Origin of the sequence: Bradyrhizobium mercantei (assembly GCF_001982635.1) — a bacterium.
Classification (GTDB): domain Bacteria; phylum Pseudomonadota; class Alphaproteobacteria; order Rhizobiales; family Xanthobacteraceae; genus Bradyrhizobium; species Bradyrhizobium mercantei.
In genome coordinates this window covers 644,935-662,893 of the sequence record NZ_MKFI01000003.1, presented here as the reverse complement: position 1 = coordinate 662,893, position 17,959 = coordinate 644,935, and the positions used below count along the sequence as shown (strand labels likewise).

Below are 17,959 nucleotides of genomic sequence, written 5' to 3'. Positions count from 1 at the left end.
GTTTCCGTTCCGATCGGATCGGAACGGAGCTCCAGATTTTTGTTTTGACGCGTTTTCTTCACGCGAACCGGCGTCCACTTCGCTCGAAAACGCTTTGCGGCGCGGTAGTGAATCGATCAAGCTCATGATTGCGATGCCTGCTTCTGCGGACGGTAGTCGTTGCCGATGGTCTCGCCGAACGGCCCGGTGTTGACGCGGATCGGCGTCACGTTGCCGCCTTGCGCCAGCGACAGCAGCGGGAACACCAGCTCGGCGAAGCGATAGGCTTCCTCGAGGTGCGGGTATCCCGACATGATGAAGGTATCGACGCCGATGTCCTGATACTCCTTGATCCGTGCCGCGACGGTCTGGGGATCGCCGACCAGCGCGGTGCCGGCGCCACCGCGCACCAGGCCGACGCCGGCCCAGAGGTTCGGGCTGATCTCGAGTTGGTCGCGGCGCCCGCCATGCAACTGCGCCATGCGCTGCTGGCCGACCGAGTCCATCCGTGCGAAGATCTTTTGCGCAGCGGCGACGGTGTCATCGGTGACGTACTGGATCAGTTCGTCAGCGGCGCGCCACGCCTCCGCATTGGTCTCGCGCACGATCACGTGCAGGCGGATGCCGAACGACAGCTTGCGGCCGCGCTGCGCGGCCACCGCCTTCACCTTGGCGATCTTCTCGGCGACCTGCGCCGGCGGCTCGCCCCAGGTGAGGTATTTATCGACGGTGTCGACCGCGACGTCGATGCCGGCATCCGAGGAGCCGCCGAAATACAGCGGCGGCCGCGGCGATTGCACCGGGTTGAACAGCAGGCGGCCATCCTCGATCCGGATGTGCTTGCCCTCGACATTGACCGTCTTGCCCGCCAAGAGATCGCTGTAGACGTTGAGGAACTCGCGGGTCACCGCGTAGCGCTCGTCGTGGTCGAGGAAGATGCCGTCGCCCTTGTTCTCGACCGGATCGCCCCCGGTGACGACGTTGATCAGCAGACGGCCGTTCGACAGCCGGTCGAGTGTCGCGGTCATGCGCGCGGCAACGCTCGGCGATTGCAGGCCGGGCCTGACCGCCACGAGATAGCGCAGCCGCTCGGTCCAGGGCGCGACGGCTGAGGCCACCACCCAGGAATCCTCGCAGCTCCGGCCCGTCGGCAGCAGCACGCCGTAATAACCGAGCTGGTCGGCGGCCTGCGCGATCTGGCGCAGATAGTTGAAGTTCACCTCCCGGCCACCGATCGACGTGCCGAGATAGCGGCTGTCGCCGTGGGTCGGCAGGAACCAGAGGATGTTGGTGTTCGTTGGGGTGCTCACGTGCCCGGCCTCCATGCGACGTCGGAAATCTTGATTTGTTTGGGGATCAGGCCGAGCGCGAAGAAGGTGTCGGCGACCTGTTGCTGATCTGCGACCACTGCATCGGTGACCGGCTTGATGCCGTAGGCCTGCCGCTTCAGCGCGACCTCCACCACCGGTACCGACAGGCCGATGCTCGGCGCGAGCTGCTCGGCGACGGCGTGGATATCGCCCTTGGCCCAGTCGTCGACCTCGCTGAGCTGCGCCAGCACCAGCTCGACGATCTTCGGATCGGTCTGCAAGAACTTCTTCGAGGCGAAGTAGAACTGATAATTCGCGACGATGCCGGTGCCGTCGGCGATGGTGCGCGCGCTGGTCGCAGCTTCGGCCGCGGCCTGGAACGGATCCCAGATCACCCAGGCATCGACCGCGCCGCGCTCGAACGCCGCGCGCGCGTCGGCCGGCGCCAGGAACACCGGCTCGATCTCGGAATATTTGACGCCGGCCTTCTCCAGCGCCTTCACCAGCAGATAGTGGACGTTGGAGCCCTTGTTGAGCGCGACCTTCTTGGCCCTGAGATCGGCAACCGACTTGATCGGGCTGTCCTTCGGCACCAGGATCGCCTCGCCCTTCGGCGCCGGCGGCTCGTAGGCGACATACTGGATCGGCGCGCCGGCGGCCTGCGCGAAGATCGGCGGCGCCTCGCCGGTGTTGCCGAAGTCGATCGCGCCGACATTGAGCGCTTCAAGCAGCGGCGGCCCGGACGGAAACTCGGTCCACGCCACGCTGTAGCCGACCGATTTCAGCTTCTGCTCGAGCGAGCCTTTGCTCTTGAGCAGCACCAGCTTGCCGTATTTCTGGAAGCCGACGCGAACGACCTTGTCCTGGCCGTAGGAGGCGCCGACGCTCGCAGCGACGATGCTGACCGACAGCACCGCGCGGGCAACCCAGCGTCGAAACAAACGCGTCATGGGAATATCCTTTGCATTGAATTGACCAAGGAATTGAGCAAGGCGCGCGATTCAGGTCTGCGTGTTGCGCCAGACGATGTCGCGGATCGCGATCTGCTTCGGGATCAGGCCGAGCTTGAAGAAGCGGTCGGCGACGCCCTGCTGGGTCGCGATGATATCGTCGGTGACGGGTCCGACCGAAAAGCCCGCCCGCTTCGCCGCGATGGTCTGGATGTCCAGCGGCACGCCGGTGACCGCGGCGAGCGATTTCGCGACCTCATCGGGATGCGCCTGCGCCCATGCCGCGCTCGACGTCGTGACGTCGACGATCTGCTGCAGGAGGGCGCCGTGATTGCGGGCGAAGTCGCGGTTGGCGATGTAGAACGAGTTGGTCTTGGTGATGTCGCGGGTCTTGACCAGAATCCGGCCGTTCTGCTTGGTCTCGGCGATCGCGAAATACGGATCCCAGATTGCCCAGGCATCGATGCCGCCATTGGCGAAGGCCGGACCGGCGTCCGGCGGCGTCAGATAGACCGGCGTGATGTCGTCATAGGTAAGCCCGGCCTTCTCCAGCGTCTGGATCACGACGTTATGGGCGCTCGATCCCTTGGTGAAGCCGACGCGCTTGCCCTTGAGATCAGTGATGTCCCTGATTGCCGAATTCTGCGGCACCAGGATGCCCGATCCGTTGATGATCGGCTGCGCCGCGGCATAGACGATGGCCGCGCCGGCGGCCTGCGCGAAGATCGGCGGCGAATCGCCGACCGCGCCGTAATCGACGCTGCCGACATTCATCGCCTCCATCATCGGCGGGCCCGAGGAGAACTCGACCCATTTCACGCTGACACCCTGCGGCTTGAAATGATTTTCCAAGGCCTCGCGCTGCCGCGTGATGACGAGCACGCCGTTCTTCTGGTAGCCGATACGAATTTCCTTCGCGTCCGCTTGCGCCTCTGCTCGCTGTGACAGCGCAGCCGCTGCGGCAGTGCCGAGCGAAAATTTGAGGAACTCACGACGCTTCATTCCAAAATTCTCCTGACGATCAGCTGCGCTATCGCGCTGCACGATCATGCGTTGTCAGGATGATGGGGCGCGCGAATGAAGCTGTCGAGCACCGCACAAAAATAGCGATGCCAGCACTTCGGTGCAGGCATCGCGCGTGTCGTTTCTTTTAAAGCGCTGATCGCGTGTAGCGAATTATTTTCCTCACGGAAACGCGAGGTCGCTGCACAGGAGCGTTTTCGAGCGAAGTGGATACCGGTTCGCGTGAAGAAAACGCGACAAACAAGAAATCTGGAGCTTCGGCTCTGAATCACTCAGAGCCGAAGCTCCAGATATTGATCAGCCGGCAGCGGCGGCTTTCGAGCCGACATTGACGGCGAGTTTACCGTAGCGATCGGTGAACGCCTGGGTGTCGATCTCCTCGAGCTGGATCGAGCCGTCGAGCACGCCCTTTTTCCAGGCATCGTGCTCGGGATCGTGCTGGAACTCCGGCATCACCTCTTTGGCGAACAGCTCGAGCGACTCGCAGATGTGCTCATGGGTGTTCTTGCCGGCCTGGTTGAGCAGGATCACCTGATCGATATGCGACGAACGGAAGCGCCGCAGCTTCCTGGCGATCGTCTCCGGCGAGCCGATCAGGCCGCCGCGCAGCGCGGCCTCCTGCGCCTCCGGATTGTCGCGCTTCCACTTGTTGTACTCGTCCCACATGTTGACGGTGCCCGGCGCCGGGCGCTGCCGGTTCTGCGCCTGGCCGTAATAGCGCAGCGCGAACTGGAAGAAGGTCGCGCCGTCTGCACGCTTGCGTGCCTCCTCGTCGGTCTTCGCGCACATGAAGAACGAGACCAGCGCCATGTTCGGATTGATCTCGTAGTCGGCGAGCTTGTTCAGCCGCTTGGTGATCGCGTTGTAATAGGCGTGCACCCAGGCATGCGCCGCCTCGGCGCTGACGAACTGAAAGCCGAGCGCGCCAAATCCGTTCTGCCCGGCGCGTTCGATGGTCGGCAGCTGCGAGCAGGCCATCCAGAGCGGCGGATGCGGCTTCTGCACCGGCTTCGGCACGACGTTGCGCAAGGGGATGTCGAAATACCTGCCATGATGCTCGGTGCCGACCTTGGTGAACATCGGGAAGATCGCCTGGACCGCCTCCTCGAACACCTCGCGCTTGGTCTCCATGTCGCGGCCGAACGGCGTCAGCTCGGTGATCGAGGCGCTTTCGCCCATGCCGAACTCGCAGCGGCCGTTGCTCAGGAGATCGAGCACCGCGACCCGCTCGGCGACGCGGGCGGGATGATTGGTGGTGAGCTGGAAGATGCCGTGGCCGAGCCGGATGCTCCGGGTGCGCTGGCTGGCGGCGGCAAGGAAGGATTCCGGCGCCGGCGAATGCGAGTATTCCTCGAGGAAGTGATGCTCCACGACCCAGGCGTAGTCGTACGCGAGCCGGTCGGCCGTCTCCAATTGTGTCAGCGCGTTCTGGTAGAGCCTGAGCTCGTCGCCGTCGCTCCACGGGCGCGGCAGTTGCAGCTCGTAAAAGATGCCGAATTTCATGGCGTCACTCCCAAGGTCGCGTCCCCGACCGTTTATTATTGTCGGTCAGTCTAGTGGCGTCGCCCCTCAAGTCTAGCCTCCGGGGCGAAACCCCAATTCCGCAGAGCGGGAAGCCCGCTTGATTGGAATACATGAATGGTTAGCTTGTGCTGGCCTGAGTCGCGGCGCTATTGGTCGCGCGCTCACCTTTCCGAAAGCTCATGACCACCTTCACGCCGCATCAGGACACTGCGCTGAAAGCCGTCGCCGACTGGCTGAAGGCCAAGCCCGGCCAAAACGGCACGCCGCCGGTGTTCCGCCTGTTCGGCTATGCCGGAACCGGCAAGACCACGCTCGCCCGCCACATCGCCGAAGGCGTCGACGGCGAGGTGAAGTTCGCGGCCTTCACCGGCAAGGCGGCACTGGTGATGCGCAACAAGGGGTGCGACAGCGCCTCCACGATCCATTCGCTGATCTACCGCGCCCGCGAGTCCGGGGTCGAGCAGCCGAGCTTCGAGCTGTGGGACGACGCGCCGGCATCGAAGGCCAAGCTGATCGTGATCGACGAATGCTCGATGGTCGATGCCGAGCTCGGCCGCGATTTGATGTCGTTCGATTGCCCGCTGCTGGTGCTCGGCGACCCCGCGCAATTGCCGCCGATCCAGGGCGGCGGCTTCTTCACCGACGCCGAGCCCGACGCGATGCTGACCGAGGTGCATCGCCAGGCGCAGGACGATCCGATCGTGCGGATGTCGATGGATATCCGCGAGGGCCGCGAGCTCGAGATCGGCCGCCACGGCGAGAGCGAGGTGGTGTCGCGCAAGGAGCTCGATCCGGACCGCGTGATGAGCGCCGACCAGGTGCTGGTCGGCCGCAACAACACCCGCCGCGCCTACAACATGCGGGTGCGGCAGAGGCTGAACATCGAGGATCCGCTTCCGGTTGCCGGCGACAAGCTGGTCTGCCTGCGCAACAACCGCAAGAAGGGCCTGTTCAACGGCGGGCTGTGGCGGGTCAAGGCGCGCGCGCAGTCGAAATCCAAGATCATCACCATGCGCGTGATGCCGGACGAGGATTTCGGCTACAAGGTCACAAAAGTCTCGGTGCGCGGCGAATGCTTCGACGGCGGCGTCGAGGGCGTGCCGTGGGAGCAGCGCAAGCCCTATGACGAGTTCGACTACGGCTATGTGCTGACGGTGCACAAGTCGCAGGGCTCGCAATGGGACGACGTCGTGCTGTTCGACGAGAGCTTTGCGTTCCAGGACTCGCGCGCGCGCTGGCTCTATACCGGCATCACGCGGGCGGCAAAGCGGCTCAGCGTCGTGGTGTGACGTGCCGCAGGCGCCAACGTCATCCCGACAAGCGGATGAGTGTGTGACACCAACATTGGGCGTCGTCCTGGCGAAAGCCAGGACCCATTACCCCGGCTGCTTGTTGCTGCGGGAAGCGCGGGCCACGATCCCGCCTACAGTTACATTTGGTGGTTTTGGGTCCTGGCTTTCGCCAGGACGACGTGAGTGGAGGGGTCGCGGGCAAAAATCCATCACCGTCATCGCTGAACCGCGCTGATTTCCCTCACGAAACCGTGTGGCCGGCGCCGTAACAAAACGGCCCTTCGCCCGTATTTTGAAGCGTCGGAGCAGCCCGGCCCGGTTTGCCAATGCCGGCCCCCGCTCTAGACTGGCCCCCACTGCGATCCCACGAGGAACCCATGCCCAAAAGCTCCCTCAGCCGCGTCTCGCTTTGCGCCGCCGCGATCGGCGCGCTGGCCGTCGCCGCGTTTGCAATTGCGCCCTCGCTTGCCGCCGAGGACGCCGTGGTCATCCCGCCGCCTGCGGCGAGTGCGCCGGAAACCGGCATCAAGACCGCGGTGCTGGCCGGCGGCTGCTTCTGGGGTGTGCAGGGCGTGTTCCAGCACACCGCCGGCGTCGTCAGTGCGGTGTCCGGCTACTCCGGCGGCAGCAAGGCGAATGCCGACTACGAGAAGGTCTCGACCGGCACCACCGGCCACGCCGAGTCGGTCGAGATCAAATACGACCCGCAGAAGATCTCCTACGGCAAGATCCTGCAGATCTTCTTCTCGGTCGTGCACGACCCGACCCAGCTCAACCGCCAGGGTCCCGACTCCGGCACGCAATATCGCTCGGCGATCTTCACCACCAGCGACGAGCAGAAGAAGGTGGCGGACGCCTACATCGCCCAGCTCAACGCGGCCAAGGTCTACAAGAAGCCGATCGTCACCAAGGTCGGCGCGCTGGAGGCGTTCTATCCGGCGGAAGGCTACCACCAGGACTATCTGACGCTGCACCCGAACCAGCCCTATATTGCGTATAACGACATCCCGAAGGTCGAGAACCTGAAGAAGATCTTCGCGGAGAACTACATCGAGAAGCCGACGCTGGTGAGCAGCACCAAGGTCACCAACTGAGGCGATGCTTCCCGTCATTGCGAGCCACCCGGTCGGGGCAAAGCCCCGCCGGATGACAAGCTCCGCGGAAGCAATCCATGCCGCAACTAGCGGAGAGATGGATTGCTTCGTCAGCGGAGTTTATCATCGGGCCGGCCAAAGGCCGGACCCGTTGGCTCCTCGCAATGACGATCAAACCAAGGGAGTTTCCATGTCCGATACCAAGACCGACGGCAAGGTCCGCAAGAGCGAGGCCGAGTGGCGCAAGGAATTGACGCCGATGCAGTACGCCGTGCTGCGCGAGAAGGCGACCGAGCGGCCCTTTACCGGCGAATACGAGCATGATCCCCGCAAGGGCACCTATGTCTGCGCCGGCTGCGGGCAGACGCTGTTCGAGTCCGACCAGAAGTTCGATTCCGGCTGCGGCTGGCCGAGCTTCTCCAGGCCCGCGGTGGAGAGCCATGTCGACGAGGAGCGCGACATGAGCCACGGCATGATCCGCACCGAGGTGCTGTGCTCGAAATGCGACGGCCATCTCGGCCACGTCTTCAACGACGGCCCCGGCCCGACCGGCCTGCGCTACTGCATCAACTCGGCGGCGCTGAAGCTGGACGAGAAGAAGTAAGGCAGCAAGCTCGTCATGCGCGGGCTTGACCCGCGCATCCATCAATAACAGAGCTTTTCGCTGTGATGGATTGCCGGGTCGAGCCCGGCAATGACAATGGCGGGTTTGGCAAATATCGCACCGGCCCGTCGAACGTTTGATCCGCCCCGCGCGACCAAGAACCGGTCGCGCGGGGTTTTGTTTTGGCTTTGGCCGTCCGTCCGCGCCTCAACATGAGGAAATTTTGATGCCACGGATTCCAGGAAAGCTTTTGTTTGGTTTCGGTCTTGCCAGCTTCATCATCGGGAGTGCCGTGAGCATGCCTGCGTTCGCCGCCGACAAGATCTCGCTGTTCAAGGTCATCACGTCCAAGGATGAAATCGTGATCGGCCTGACTGATGCCGATCTCGCGCAGGTCGAGGGCCAGAATGCCGGCGGCATCGCCAAGATGCTGGTGGCCAAGGGCTCGATGAGCGTCTGGCAATATGCCGTGCACAAATCGTCTTCCGGCGATCTCGAACAGGCACCGCTGCACAAGGTTGGCCTGATCGCCAGCGACTCGCTGCGGGTCGAACCCTATCCGACGCCGCTGAAGGTGCTTCCGATCGACGAAAGCAAGAAGTGACGGCGAGGCCGTCGTCCCGCGGCGGTCCCGGCGGGCCGCCGCTGTGCGCCGCTCGATGACTGCTCCGGACTGAACCCGAGATGCGCAATTGCGCGCCGGGGGAATCCCAAGCTTGCCCAATTCGCAATTGCGAATTGGGGTTCAATGCTGGCGCATCGCCCCGCAATGACGCCGAAGTTAACGACTCGCGGCCCGGAATGTGCTTTGCTCCGAATTCGCGGGGCCGTCGGCGTCTCGCCGTGCGGCTGCCGCCTATTCTGAGGAGGGCGCCATGTCGCTCGGATTGATCCTCATCATCCTCCTGCTGGTTATCCTGCTGGGCGGCTATAGCGGCCGGATCCGCGGCTATGGCTACGGTCTCGGCCACTCCGGAATGGGCCTTTTCGGGGTGATTTTGATCGTGGTCGCGATCCTGGCCTGGCTCGACAAGATTTAATGGCTACAAGCCATTGAAATAAATAGGCTTATTTGATCCGCCCTCGTGCCATGCGCGGATTCAGCATGTGCCCTGCCGGGGGCGCTTCTGGGGTCGCATTTTTGTCAAAGAGGCCTATATTAGGGATCGAAATGACATGTACGGCGCGCCGCCAAGAATAGGTCGCCGTCCCCCAAAATCCCTTTCGCCACGCTAACTGACAAGAACACAAGAGGTCGTCGACCATGCGTCCCCTGCGTCCGTTCAACTATAATACGTCTGCCGAACTGTTTCCTGCCGCGATCCGCAAGAAGAAGCGGGCCGGCTTCGCGTACCGCCGTTTCGGCACTGCTGCCGAAGCCGTACAGTTCGCGATGGAGCAGCTGCCGGCGGATTCGCTGAACGGCGCCTATCTGCAGGTCGAGGAAGCCCGTTTCGACCAGAACGGCATCCGCTCGCTCTATGAGAGCGAGGCGTTCCCGCTGCCGCGCCGTCCGCGCCCCGCCGCCAGCCAGACGGACGCCGACGCCGCATAAGATTTCTGCTCGTCGCCTAACGAAAAGCCCTCGGATTGATCCGGGGGCTTTTGTTTTGGGGGAAGACTTCTTTTTGCGCATAATCTGATCGGAAAACCGCTGCACACTTTTCCGGATTATGCGCTAGAGCCGCGGCTGCTTGTCGAGCCAGCGCCGCAGCATCCGCACGTTGCGGATATTGGCGCGGAACATGACGTCGAAGGCATCGCCCGCCACCGGCACCATGCCGACCACGCCGTCGACCGCGACATTGGCGAGCATCCGCGCGGTGATGTGCCAGGGCGCGCCCAGCAGACGGGCCTCGCGTACCAGCCACAGCGAGATCGCGGTCGTGATGATGTCGCCGACCACCGGGATCAGGCCGATCAGCCCGTCGATGCCGTAGCGGACATTGGTGCCCGGCACGACGAAGGCGACGTCGAGCAGCTTGGCGATCATCTCGAGCCGCGCGAGCCGTTCCTCGCGCGTGAGGTTGCCGAACGGATTGGCGGTCGAGTTGCGGAAGTCGAAGCTGAAGCCCTCCTGAAAACCTTGCTGAAAACCTTGGAACTGCGGATGCAGCGGGCCATCGCCGAGTTCGCGCCCGTCCTGATCGATCACCTTGCCGCGCGCCTGCGCCCCGCCGAAGGGCGGTCGCGAACGCGTGGCGTGGGGGGTGAAAATGTCGTCCTCGGGCATGGCCATCACATGGTAACGCAGGCAGGTGGTTCAAGTTGCCTCACATTACCACTGTGTCACATTCAAGGCCCGGTCGCGCTCAAGACGCCACATCACCAGGCGTAGCGGACCACACCCTTGCCGGCGTAGCTCGCGGTGACGTCGGAGAATTCGCCTTCGAACGTCGCGGCTGCCGACCAGCCGTTGCGCCACTTCATCTCGAGCGATGCGGTGGTCAACGCGGAGTCGCTGGCCTGCGCCGCGCCGTTGACGACGAAGCTGGCGCCCGGCAGCGCCTGGAAGGTCGGGGCCGCCAGGCGGTTCGGATTGTAGTCATGCGCCCACGCAAAGCGCGTGCGCAGCGTCAGGACGCCGTCCTGCATCAGGAAGGATTTGTCGGTGCGGAGGCCGAGCTCGCTGCGCGGGTCGGTCACGCTCTTGCCCGCATAGGTCAGCGCAAAGCTCGGCAGACCCGAGATCACCCGCTCGGCGTAGGCCGGCAGATCGAAGGTGGTGAATTCGCCCGCCGCGTAAGGCGTGATGCCCACGCCGCCGGTCCACGGCGCGACGAAACGATAGCCGCCCTCGATCCTGCCGGAATAGGCGTTGGCATTGAACTCGGCGCGAAGCCGGTCGATGCCGGCGGCCGTCACCGTGCGGTCGGTGGTGATGTCCTGCCAGCCATAGGCAAGCGCGGCGGTGATGTAGGCCGGGCCCTCGGTGTGGCGGATGTAGGCACCGGCCTGGAACAGATCGGAGCGGCCAGTGCCGAGATTGTTGACGCTGAAGCTGGTGCCGCCGCCGGCGAGCGCGAAGCCGAGAAGCGTGTTCGGCGAGACCAGATAGTCGGCGCCGACGGCCGTGCCGGCGATCCGGCTCGTCGTATCGTTCGAGCCGAGCGCAGTGTTGCCGTTGGTCGATTGCGAGCCGCCGAACCCCGCCACCCACACGTTCCAGCGCGGCACGAACGCCGCCGCCGGCGCCTTGGTGAACATCGCAAACGCATCAGTGCCCCGGCGTGCCGCGTAAGCGCTGGTCTGGTCGCCTTCGTCCGCGTAACCCGTCGCCGCCGACGATCCGCCAACGCCATCGCCCCTGCCCATGAACGGATCGGTCAGCACGCCCATGAACTGGTGCATCGCATCGAACGTGGTCTGCTGCGCGCCGGTGGCACTTTCGCCGGACGCTTGCGTCAGGCCGCCGGCAGAGAGTGACGCATAGAGCAGCGGAATGCCGCCATTGCTGTTGAAGAAATTGGTCAGCGCGTTGCCGACCGCCTGCTGGTTGCCGTTGAGGTTGCCCGGAATCGCAAAGTTCAGGATCAGGTTGAGATAGGCGTCGTTGGCGTCATAGCTCAGCGACGTGTGGACATTCGCCGGCAGGTTGCTCTCGACGAGCGCGCCGAACGTGCCGGACACGCCGCCCGCTGCGCTCAGGATGGTGTATTGCTTGCTGATGTAGCTGCCGGGAGCATAGAACGCGCTCACGGTGGCGCCGCCGAGCGTGGCCGTGCCGCTGACGGCGGCAAAGGATGCCGCCGATGGATTGACCTGCACCTGGTAGGTGGCGCCCGACTGCAAGGCAAGATTGCCCGATACCGTCATCGACGAGCCCGGCGCGCCGTTGCCCGGCGCGAAAACCGCGCCGGAATTGATTTGCGTCGTTCCGACCGTGCCCGCGCCGGTCAGCGTGCCGGCCGCCACGGTGAGATTGGATGCCGCCGACAGGTCGCCGCTGACGTTGAGCGTGCCTCCCTTCACGGTCCATGGATCACTCTGTCCGTAGGTCCCGGTGACCGTCCAGTTGGCGTTGTCGACGACGTTGAAGCTCGAAAAGCCTCGGTATTGCTTGGTGGCGCCGATCGAGCTCAGGTCGAAAGCCGCACTGCCGTTGCCGCCGAGCTGGAACGTGTCGGTGCCGGACCCGAACACCTGGCCCTGGATGGATGAGCCAGGTGCAAGCGTCAGCGTGTTATTCGCGCCGTAAAAGAAAATTGCGGCAGAAACGCCGGAGATCGTGCCGGCATTGAAGATCGAGGCCCCATCGCCTGTACGGATTGCTTGATAGGTGCCGGCAATGGAGCCGGCATTAATGATGGTCTCCTTATCGCCGCCGAAAATTCCGTAAATTCCACCACTGATGCTGCCGCCTGCGGCGTTGATCACGACGGAGTTGCTATAGAGTATCAGGCCCGAAGTAACGGTGCCGCTGATGCTGCCCTGGTTGGCGACGATGAGATCCGGCCCGCCGTAAATCCCGACGCCGTTGCCGGCGATGACTCCGTCAGTGCTGTTCACCACAGACCCGGTTGCAGCAAAAACCGCCGCATAGAAGTTTCCTGAAATCGTCCCCGAATTGTTGATGTCGGCCGTGCCGCTGATGGAGACGGCGGTCGCCCCATTCGACGTGTTGATGACACCACCCGCCTCGTTGGTCAGCGTCAGATTGCCGCCAGCCACGATCGCGTTGTTTGGTCCCGAGATGGTGGCCCCGGATCCATTGGTCACCGTTCCATCCTGAATGGAGATGCCCACTGAACTGCCGGTGAGCGTGCTCCCGGCGCCAACGTTGATGGTGATGCCGGTCTCGGTGCCGGTGCCGTACCCGATCGTGCTTGGACCACTGGTGCCGGGTGCGCCGCTGCCCTGATTGGTTGTGGTGCCCGTGCAGGACGCCGTCACTCCGTTGGCGGCCGCGGGTGTGCAGGCGGCAAACGCCGGCTGGTCCACCCACAACGGAAATGCTGTCAGGAGTCCTGTAGCCAGCGTCAAGCGACGCAATGCGCCGCCGCAATCGCGAATCCCGAACCTGCGCATCCCAGCTTTCCCGTCGGCTATCAGATCAGAAAGCGCCGACGCCCTGGGTCACAATCTTGAGGAGATTATCGCGACACACGCAATGTGGACTGACCCGACAAGACCACCGAATTTGCAGATGGTTCCCGGCTGTGACTGCACAGCAACAATCTGCTTGGACGGGTCGTGTCGCCCGACGGTATCATCGGCATGACATCCGACGCACACAGCGGATCAATCCGCCCCGCTCAGTAGACGCCCTTGTTCATGGTTCGGAGCCGCTGCGCCAGCGTCCGCATCACCTTCAGGGCAAAATGCGGCGTCTGGCTGACGAGGAAGAGAAACTGCTTTTCCGAGACCGGCACCAGTTCGACATCGGTGATAGCCGTGGCGGTCGCACTCCGCGGCTCGTTGTCGATCAGGGCCATTTCGCCGAAGATCGTGTCAGGCGCCAGCTCCGCCATGGTCTTGTTGCCGACCTGAATGCGCACGTAACCGCTCTTGATGACGAAGAGCTCGTTGGCCTGCTCACCCTCGCGAAAAATGATGCCACCGGCGCGGACCAGCCGGGTTTCGATGTCGTTGCCCGTCAAAAGGCTGAAGCTTGCATCTGCCACCAGAAACCCCTTTCCCCGAACCGAGACGTGCCGGCTGTCTGCGGCTCTGATTAAAATAAATGCGAGAAAACGAAGTACAGCGTGCCCGAGATCAGCATTGCCATCGGCAGGGTCAGGACCCAGGCCATGGCGATGTTGCGGATCGTCGACCATTGCAGGCCGGACCCGTTCGCAGTCATGGTGCCGGCGATACCGGACGACAGCACATGCGTCGTCGACACCGGCAAGCCGTATCCGTCGGCGGCGGCGATGGTCGCGGCCGCCGTGATCTCGGCGCAGGCACCTTGCGCATAGGTCAGATGGGTCTTGCCGATCTTTTCACCCACCGTCACGACGATCCGCTTCCAGCCGACCATCGTGCCGAGGCCGAGCGCGATGGCGACCGCGATCTTCACCCAGGACGGAATGAACTTGGTGGCGGCATCCAGCGAGCCCTTGTAGCGATTGAGCGTCGCAACGTCGGCATCGCTCAGCCCGCTGTCGCTGCTCTTCATCAGCAGGCGCAGCGCCTCCGAGACCAGGTACATGTCGTTGCGCGTGTTGCCGACGGTCTCGGCCGGGAATTTCGCCAGCGAACCGTATTGGGTGACCTGGTCGCTGATCTCGTGGACGAGAACCGCGAGGGATGGATAGGTATCGTCGGTGAGTTGCCGAAGCGCGATGTAGTTCGTCACCGCCGGACGCGGATTGCCCGTGGCCTTGCGATCGGCTCCCTTGTCCTCGATCACCTTGCTCGCCGCGACCGAGTTCGCGGTGAATGCCGCGATCTGGCTCGCAGGCATCGCGCGGTTGAGCGCGTAGGCGGTCGGCACCACACCGATCAGAATGAGCATGATGAGACCCATGCCTTTCTGACCGTCGTTCGAGCCGTGAAAGAAGCTGACCAGGGTGCAGGTCAGGATCAGGACGCCTCGAATCCACCACGGCGGCGGCTGATCGCCTTTCGGCTCGCCGAACAGCGCCGGTGTTGCGCGCAGCAATGCGGTCTTCAGTCCGTAGAGCAGGAGGGCGGCAAGCAGAAAGCCGAACAGCGGCGACAGCAGCAGCGCCTTGCCGGTGTTGACGGCCTGCGACCAATCCACGCCTGATGTCCCCTCTCGTCCATGCATCAAGGCATTCGCAATCCCGACGCCCATGATCGATCCGATCAGGGTGTGCGAGCTCGAGGCGGGCAACCCGAAATACCACGTCCCCACATTCCAGATGATGGCGGCGATCAGGAGCGCGAACACCATTGCGAAGCCGGCGCTGCTGCCGACCTGAAGGATCAGTTCGACCGGCAACAGGGAGACGATGCCGAACGCAACGGCACCGCTGGAGAGCAGCACGCCGATCAGATTGAACAGGCCCGACCAGACAACGGCAATGTGGGCCGGCATCGAGCGCGTGTAGATCACGGTTGCGACGGCGTTCGCGGTGTCGTGAAAGCCGTTGACGAATTCGAAGCCGAGCGAGATCAGGAGCGCAACGAACAGCAGCAGGAACGCGACATAAGAGGTCTTGCCTGCGCCCGTCGCACCGACATCCGCATAGATGCTGTACGCCACAAACAGCAGCGCGGCGCCGATTATGCCCAGATAGATGATGCCGGTGAGAGGATGAAAGCCCTTCTCGAGATCGGGGCCACCGCTACGCGCGGGCTCGATCGAACCAGGTAACGCCACATCACTCATGGGATCGCCCTCACAGCCGCGGGAGGACAAAAGCGGCCATGTGACATTGGGACTACGTCTTCATGACACACATATGACAGTTGCATGAAATGCATCTCGCCCGACTTGCCGCCAGAGCCTAATGCATTGATAAATCTAGTGTAACGGCGCGATCACTGCTCGCGCTTACTTTGCCCTTGGCTTCCAGTCCGCCCGGCAACGCGCTGACTTCGCCCAAGACGCCACATCACCAGGCGTAGCGCACCACACCCTTGCCGGCGTAGCTCGCGGTGACGTCGGAGAATTCGCCTTCGAACGTGGCGGCTGCCGACCAGCCGTTGCGCCACTTCATCTCGACCGATGCGGTGGTCAGCGCGGAGTCGCTGGCCTGCGCCGCGCCGTTGACGACGAAGCTCGCGCCCGGCAGCGCCTGGAAGGTCGGGGCCGCCAGGCGGTTCGGATTGTAGTCATGCGCCCAGGCAAAGCGCGTGCGCAGCGTCAGGATGCCGTCCTGCATCACGAAGGACTTGTCGGTGCGGAGGCCGAGCTCGCTGCGCGGGTCGGTCACGCTCCGGCTGGCGTACTGAAGCGCAAAGGTCGGCAGACCCGAGATCACCCGCTCGGCATAGGCCGGCAGATCGAAGGTCGTGAATTCGCCCGCGGCGTAAGGCGTGATGCCCACGCCACCGGTCCACGGCGCGACGAAACGATAGCCGCCCTCGATCCTGCCGGAATAGGCGTTGGCATTGAACTCGGCGCGAAGCCGGTCGATGCCGGCGGCCGTCACCGTGCGGTCGGTGGTGATGTCCTGCCAACCATAGGCAAGCGCGGCGGTGATATAGGCCGGGCCATCGGTGTGGCGGATATAGGCGCCGGCCTGGAACAGGTCGGAGCGGCCAGTGCCGAGATTGTTGACGCTGAAGCTGGTGCCGCCGCCGGCAAGCGCGAAGCCGAGAAGCGTGTTCGGCGAGACCAGATAGTCGGCGCCGATGGCCGTGCCGGCGATCCGGCTCGTCGTGTCATTCGAGCCCAGGGCAACATTGCCGTTGGTCGACTGCGAGCCGCCGAACCCCGCCACCCACACGTTCCAGCGCGGCACGAACGCCGCCGGCGGCGCCTTGGTGAACATCGCAAATGCATCGGTACCCCGGCGTGCCGCGTAGGCGCTGGTCTGATCGCCTTCCTCCGCGTAGCCGTTCGCCGCCGACGCTCCGCCAACGCCATCGCCCCTGCCCATGAACGGATCGGTCAGCACGCCCATGAACTGGTGCATCGCATCGAACGTGGTCTGCTGCGAACCCGTGGCACTCTCGCCGGACGCCTGCGTCAGGCCGCCGGCCGAGAGGGAGGCATAGAGCAGCGGAATGCCGCCGTTGCTGTTGAAGAAGCCGGTCAGTGCGTTGCCGACCGCCTGCTGGTTGCCGTTCAGGTTGCCCGGAATCGCAAAGTTCAGCATCAGGTTGAGATAGGCGTCGTTGGCATCGTAGCTCAATGTCGTGTGGAAGTTCGCAGGCAGGTTGGTGTCGACAGACGAGCCGAATGTACCGGACACGCCGCCCGCTGCGGTCAGGATCGTGTATTGCTTGCTGATATAGCTGCCGGGCGCGTAGACCGCATTCACGGTGGCGCCGCCGAGCGTGGCCATGCCCGTTACGGCCGCGAAGGATGCAGCCGATGGATTGACCTGCACCTGGTAGGTCGCGCCCGACTGCAAGGCAAGATTGCCCGACACGGTCATCGACGAGCCCGGCGCGCCATTACCCGGCGCGAAGGTGGCGCCGGAATTGATCTGCGTCGTTCCGACCGTGCCCGCGCCGGTCAGCGTGCCGGCCGCCACGGTGAGATTGCTGGCCGCCGACAGGTCGCCGCTGACGTTGAGCGTGCCGCCCTTCACGGTCCACGGATCACTCTGTCCGTAGGTGCCGGTGACCGTCCAGTTCGCATTGTCGACCACGTTGAAGGTCGAGAAACCGCGGTATTGCTTGGTGGCGCCGATCGAGCTCAGGTCGAAAGTCGCATTGCCGTTGCCGCCCAGCTGGAACGTGTCGTTGCCGGACCCCAACACCAGGCCTTGGATGGTTGAGCCAAGCGCAAGTGTCAGCGTGTTATTTGCACCACTGAATTGAATCGCGGTATTGAGGGCCGTGATGGTGCCGGCGTTGAAGATGGAGACTCCGCCACCGCTTGTCACAATCCCTGAAAACAAACCATGGATGCTGCCGCTGGCACCGTTGACCACGACCGAGCCGCTACCGACTCCCAGGCCCGCATTGCTATTGCCGCGGATGCTGCCATAGTTGGTAACGATGAGATCATGTCCGCCGGAAAGCCCGATATAGTCGCCGTTGATGCTTCCGCCAACATTGTTCGTCACGGATCCGGTCTCGACCCCAATCCCCGCGAACAGGAATCCTACGATCGACCCCGAATTGTTGATGTTGACGGTGCCGCCGGCGGAGATGGCGGCGACTCCGAAGGTGTAGATGCTCCCGTTGGCTTCGTTGTTCACCGTCAGGTTGCCGGTCGCCGCTATGCCGGTGCCCTGTCCCGAAATTGTGCTCCCGGATCCGTTGGTCACCGTTCCGTCGTGAATGGAGACGCCGGATGAATTGCCCGTGAGCGTACTTCCGGCACCAACGTTGATGGTGATGCCGGTCTCGTTGCCGGTGCCGTACCCATTGGTTCCAGCACTGGTGCCGGGCGCGCCGCCGCCCTGATTGGTTGTCGTCCCCGTGCAGGACGCGGTCACACCATCAGCTGACGCGGGCGTACAGTCGGCATAGGCCGGTCGGTTCATCCACAACGGACATGCGATCAGCAGTCCTGCGGCCAGCGTCAAGCGACGCAAAGCGACGCCGCGATCGCGAATTCCAAAATTGCACATTCCCAGCCTTCCCGTCGGGCAAT

At 63.7% G+C, this 17,959-nt stretch carries 15 protein-coding genes; 6 read left to right on the top strand and 9 right to left on the bottom strand.

Annotated elements, in window-relative coordinates:
• Positions 1–122 precede the first annotated feature (122 nt).
• The 4 genes from ssuD to BI327_RS16690 all read right to left on the bottom strand — a co-directional run bounded on the left by ssuD (position 123) and on the right by BI327_RS16690 (position 4,765).
• Positions 123–1,304 carry an FMNH2-dependent alkanesulfonate monooxygenase gene (ssuD, locus tag BI327_RS16705; RefSeq protein WP_076861712.1) on the bottom strand — a complete coding sequence of 394 codons (1,182 nt, stop codon included), beginning with the start codon at positions 1,302–1,304 and terminating at the stop codon, positions 123–125.
• A complete protein-coding gene (locus BI327_RS16700; RefSeq protein WP_076861710.1) occupies positions 1,286–2,239 on the bottom strand; it encodes a sulfonate ABC transporter substrate-binding protein in 954 nt (317 codons plus the stop codon). The genes ssuD and BI327_RS16700 overlap by 19 nt, the downstream gene beginning before the upstream one ends.
• Positions 2,240–2,290: 51 nt before the next feature.
• Entirely contained in the window at positions 2,291–3,241 is a 951-nt protein-coding gene (locus tag BI327_RS16695) for a sulfonate ABC transporter substrate-binding protein (protein WP_076861708.1), read from the bottom strand.
• Between the two features lie 318 nt (positions 3,242–3,559).
• Entirely contained in the window at positions 3,560–4,765 is a 1,206-nt protein-coding gene (locus BI327_RS16690) for an LLM class flavin-dependent oxidoreductase (protein WP_076861706.1), read from the bottom strand.
• A 200-nt stretch (positions 4,766–4,965) separates the two neighbouring features.
• Here BI327_RS16690 and BI327_RS16685 point away from each other — a divergent pair, with 200 nt between their 5' ends.
• The 6 genes from BI327_RS16685 (at position 4,966) to BI327_RS16660 (ending at position 9,331) form a co-directional block, all read left to right on the top strand.
• Positions 4,966–6,075: an ATP-dependent DNA helicase gene (locus BI327_RS16685; protein WP_076861704.1), complete on the top strand. Its 1,110-nt coding sequence runs from the start codon at positions 4,966–4,968 to the stop codon at positions 6,073–6,075.
• 380 nt (positions 6,076–6,455) lie between these two features.
• Positions 6,456–7,172 (top strand): peptide-methionine (S)-S-oxide reductase MsrA, encoded by a 717-nt coding sequence (msrA, locus tag BI327_RS16680; protein WP_089025499.1) that lies wholly within the window; start codon positions 6,456–6,458, stop codon positions 7,170–7,172.
• Between the two features lie 190 nt (positions 7,173–7,362).
• Positions 7,363–7,776 carry a peptide-methionine (R)-S-oxide reductase MsrB gene (gene msrB, locus BI327_RS16675; RefSeq protein WP_076861703.1) on the top strand — a complete coding sequence of 138 codons (414 nt, stop codon included), beginning with the start codon at positions 7,363–7,365 and terminating at the stop codon, positions 7,774–7,776.
• 298 nt (positions 7,777–8,074) lie between these two features.
• The gene (locus tag BI327_RS16670; RefSeq protein ID WP_083742143.1) at positions 8,075–8,380 is read left to right on the top strand and encodes a hypothetical protein; all 306 of its coding nucleotides are present in this window, start codon (positions 8,075–8,077) and stop codon (positions 8,378–8,380) included.
• A gap of 271 nt (positions 8,381–8,651) precedes the next feature.
• Positions 8,652–8,816 carry a DUF3309 family protein gene (locus BI327_RS16665; RefSeq protein WP_074131060.1) on the top strand — a complete coding sequence of 55 codons (165 nt, stop codon included), beginning with the start codon at positions 8,652–8,654 and terminating at the stop codon, positions 8,814–8,816.
• Between the two features lie 224 nt (positions 8,817–9,040).
• The gene (locus tag BI327_RS16660) at positions 9,041–9,331 is read left to right on the top strand and encodes a hypothetical protein (RefSeq protein WP_016844322.1); all 291 of its coding nucleotides are present in this window, start codon (positions 9,041–9,043) and stop codon (positions 9,329–9,331) included.
• 123 nt (positions 9,332–9,454) lie between these two features.
• Here the strand turns inward: BI327_RS16660 and BI327_RS16655 are convergent, their stop codons facing one another.
• From BI327_RS16655 to BI327_RS16635, 5 genes are all read right to left on the bottom strand, one after another.
• Positions 9,455–10,015, bottom strand: a complete 561-nt coding sequence (locus BI327_RS16655) for a DUF4112 domain-containing protein (RefSeq protein ID WP_076861699.1) — start codon at positions 10,013–10,015, stop codon at positions 9,455–9,457.
• 86 nt (positions 10,016–10,101) lie between these two features.
• A complete protein-coding gene (locus BI327_RS16650) occupies positions 10,102–12,804 on the bottom strand; it encodes an autotransporter outer membrane beta-barrel domain-containing protein (RefSeq protein ID WP_083742100.1) in 2,703 nt (900 codons plus the stop codon).
• A gap of 227 nt (positions 12,805–13,031) precedes the next feature.
• On the bottom strand, positions 13,032–13,400 hold the full coding sequence (locus tag BI327_RS16645; protein WP_076861697.1) for a Crp/Fnr family transcriptional regulator: 369 nt from the start codon (positions 13,398–13,400) through the stop codon (positions 13,032–13,034).
• A gap of 50 nt (positions 13,401–13,450) precedes the next feature.
• The gene (locus BI327_RS16640; protein ID WP_076861695.1) at positions 13,451–15,073 is read right to left on the bottom strand and encodes an inorganic phosphate transporter; all 1,623 of its coding nucleotides are present in this window, start codon (positions 15,071–15,073) and stop codon (positions 13,451–13,453) included.
• A gap of 226 nt (positions 15,074–15,299) precedes the next feature.
• Positions 15,300–17,936, bottom strand: a complete 2,637-nt coding sequence (locus BI327_RS16635) for an autotransporter outer membrane beta-barrel domain-containing protein (protein WP_083742098.1) — start codon at positions 17,934–17,936, stop codon at positions 15,300–15,302.
• Positions 17,937–17,959: the final 23 nt, after the last annotated feature.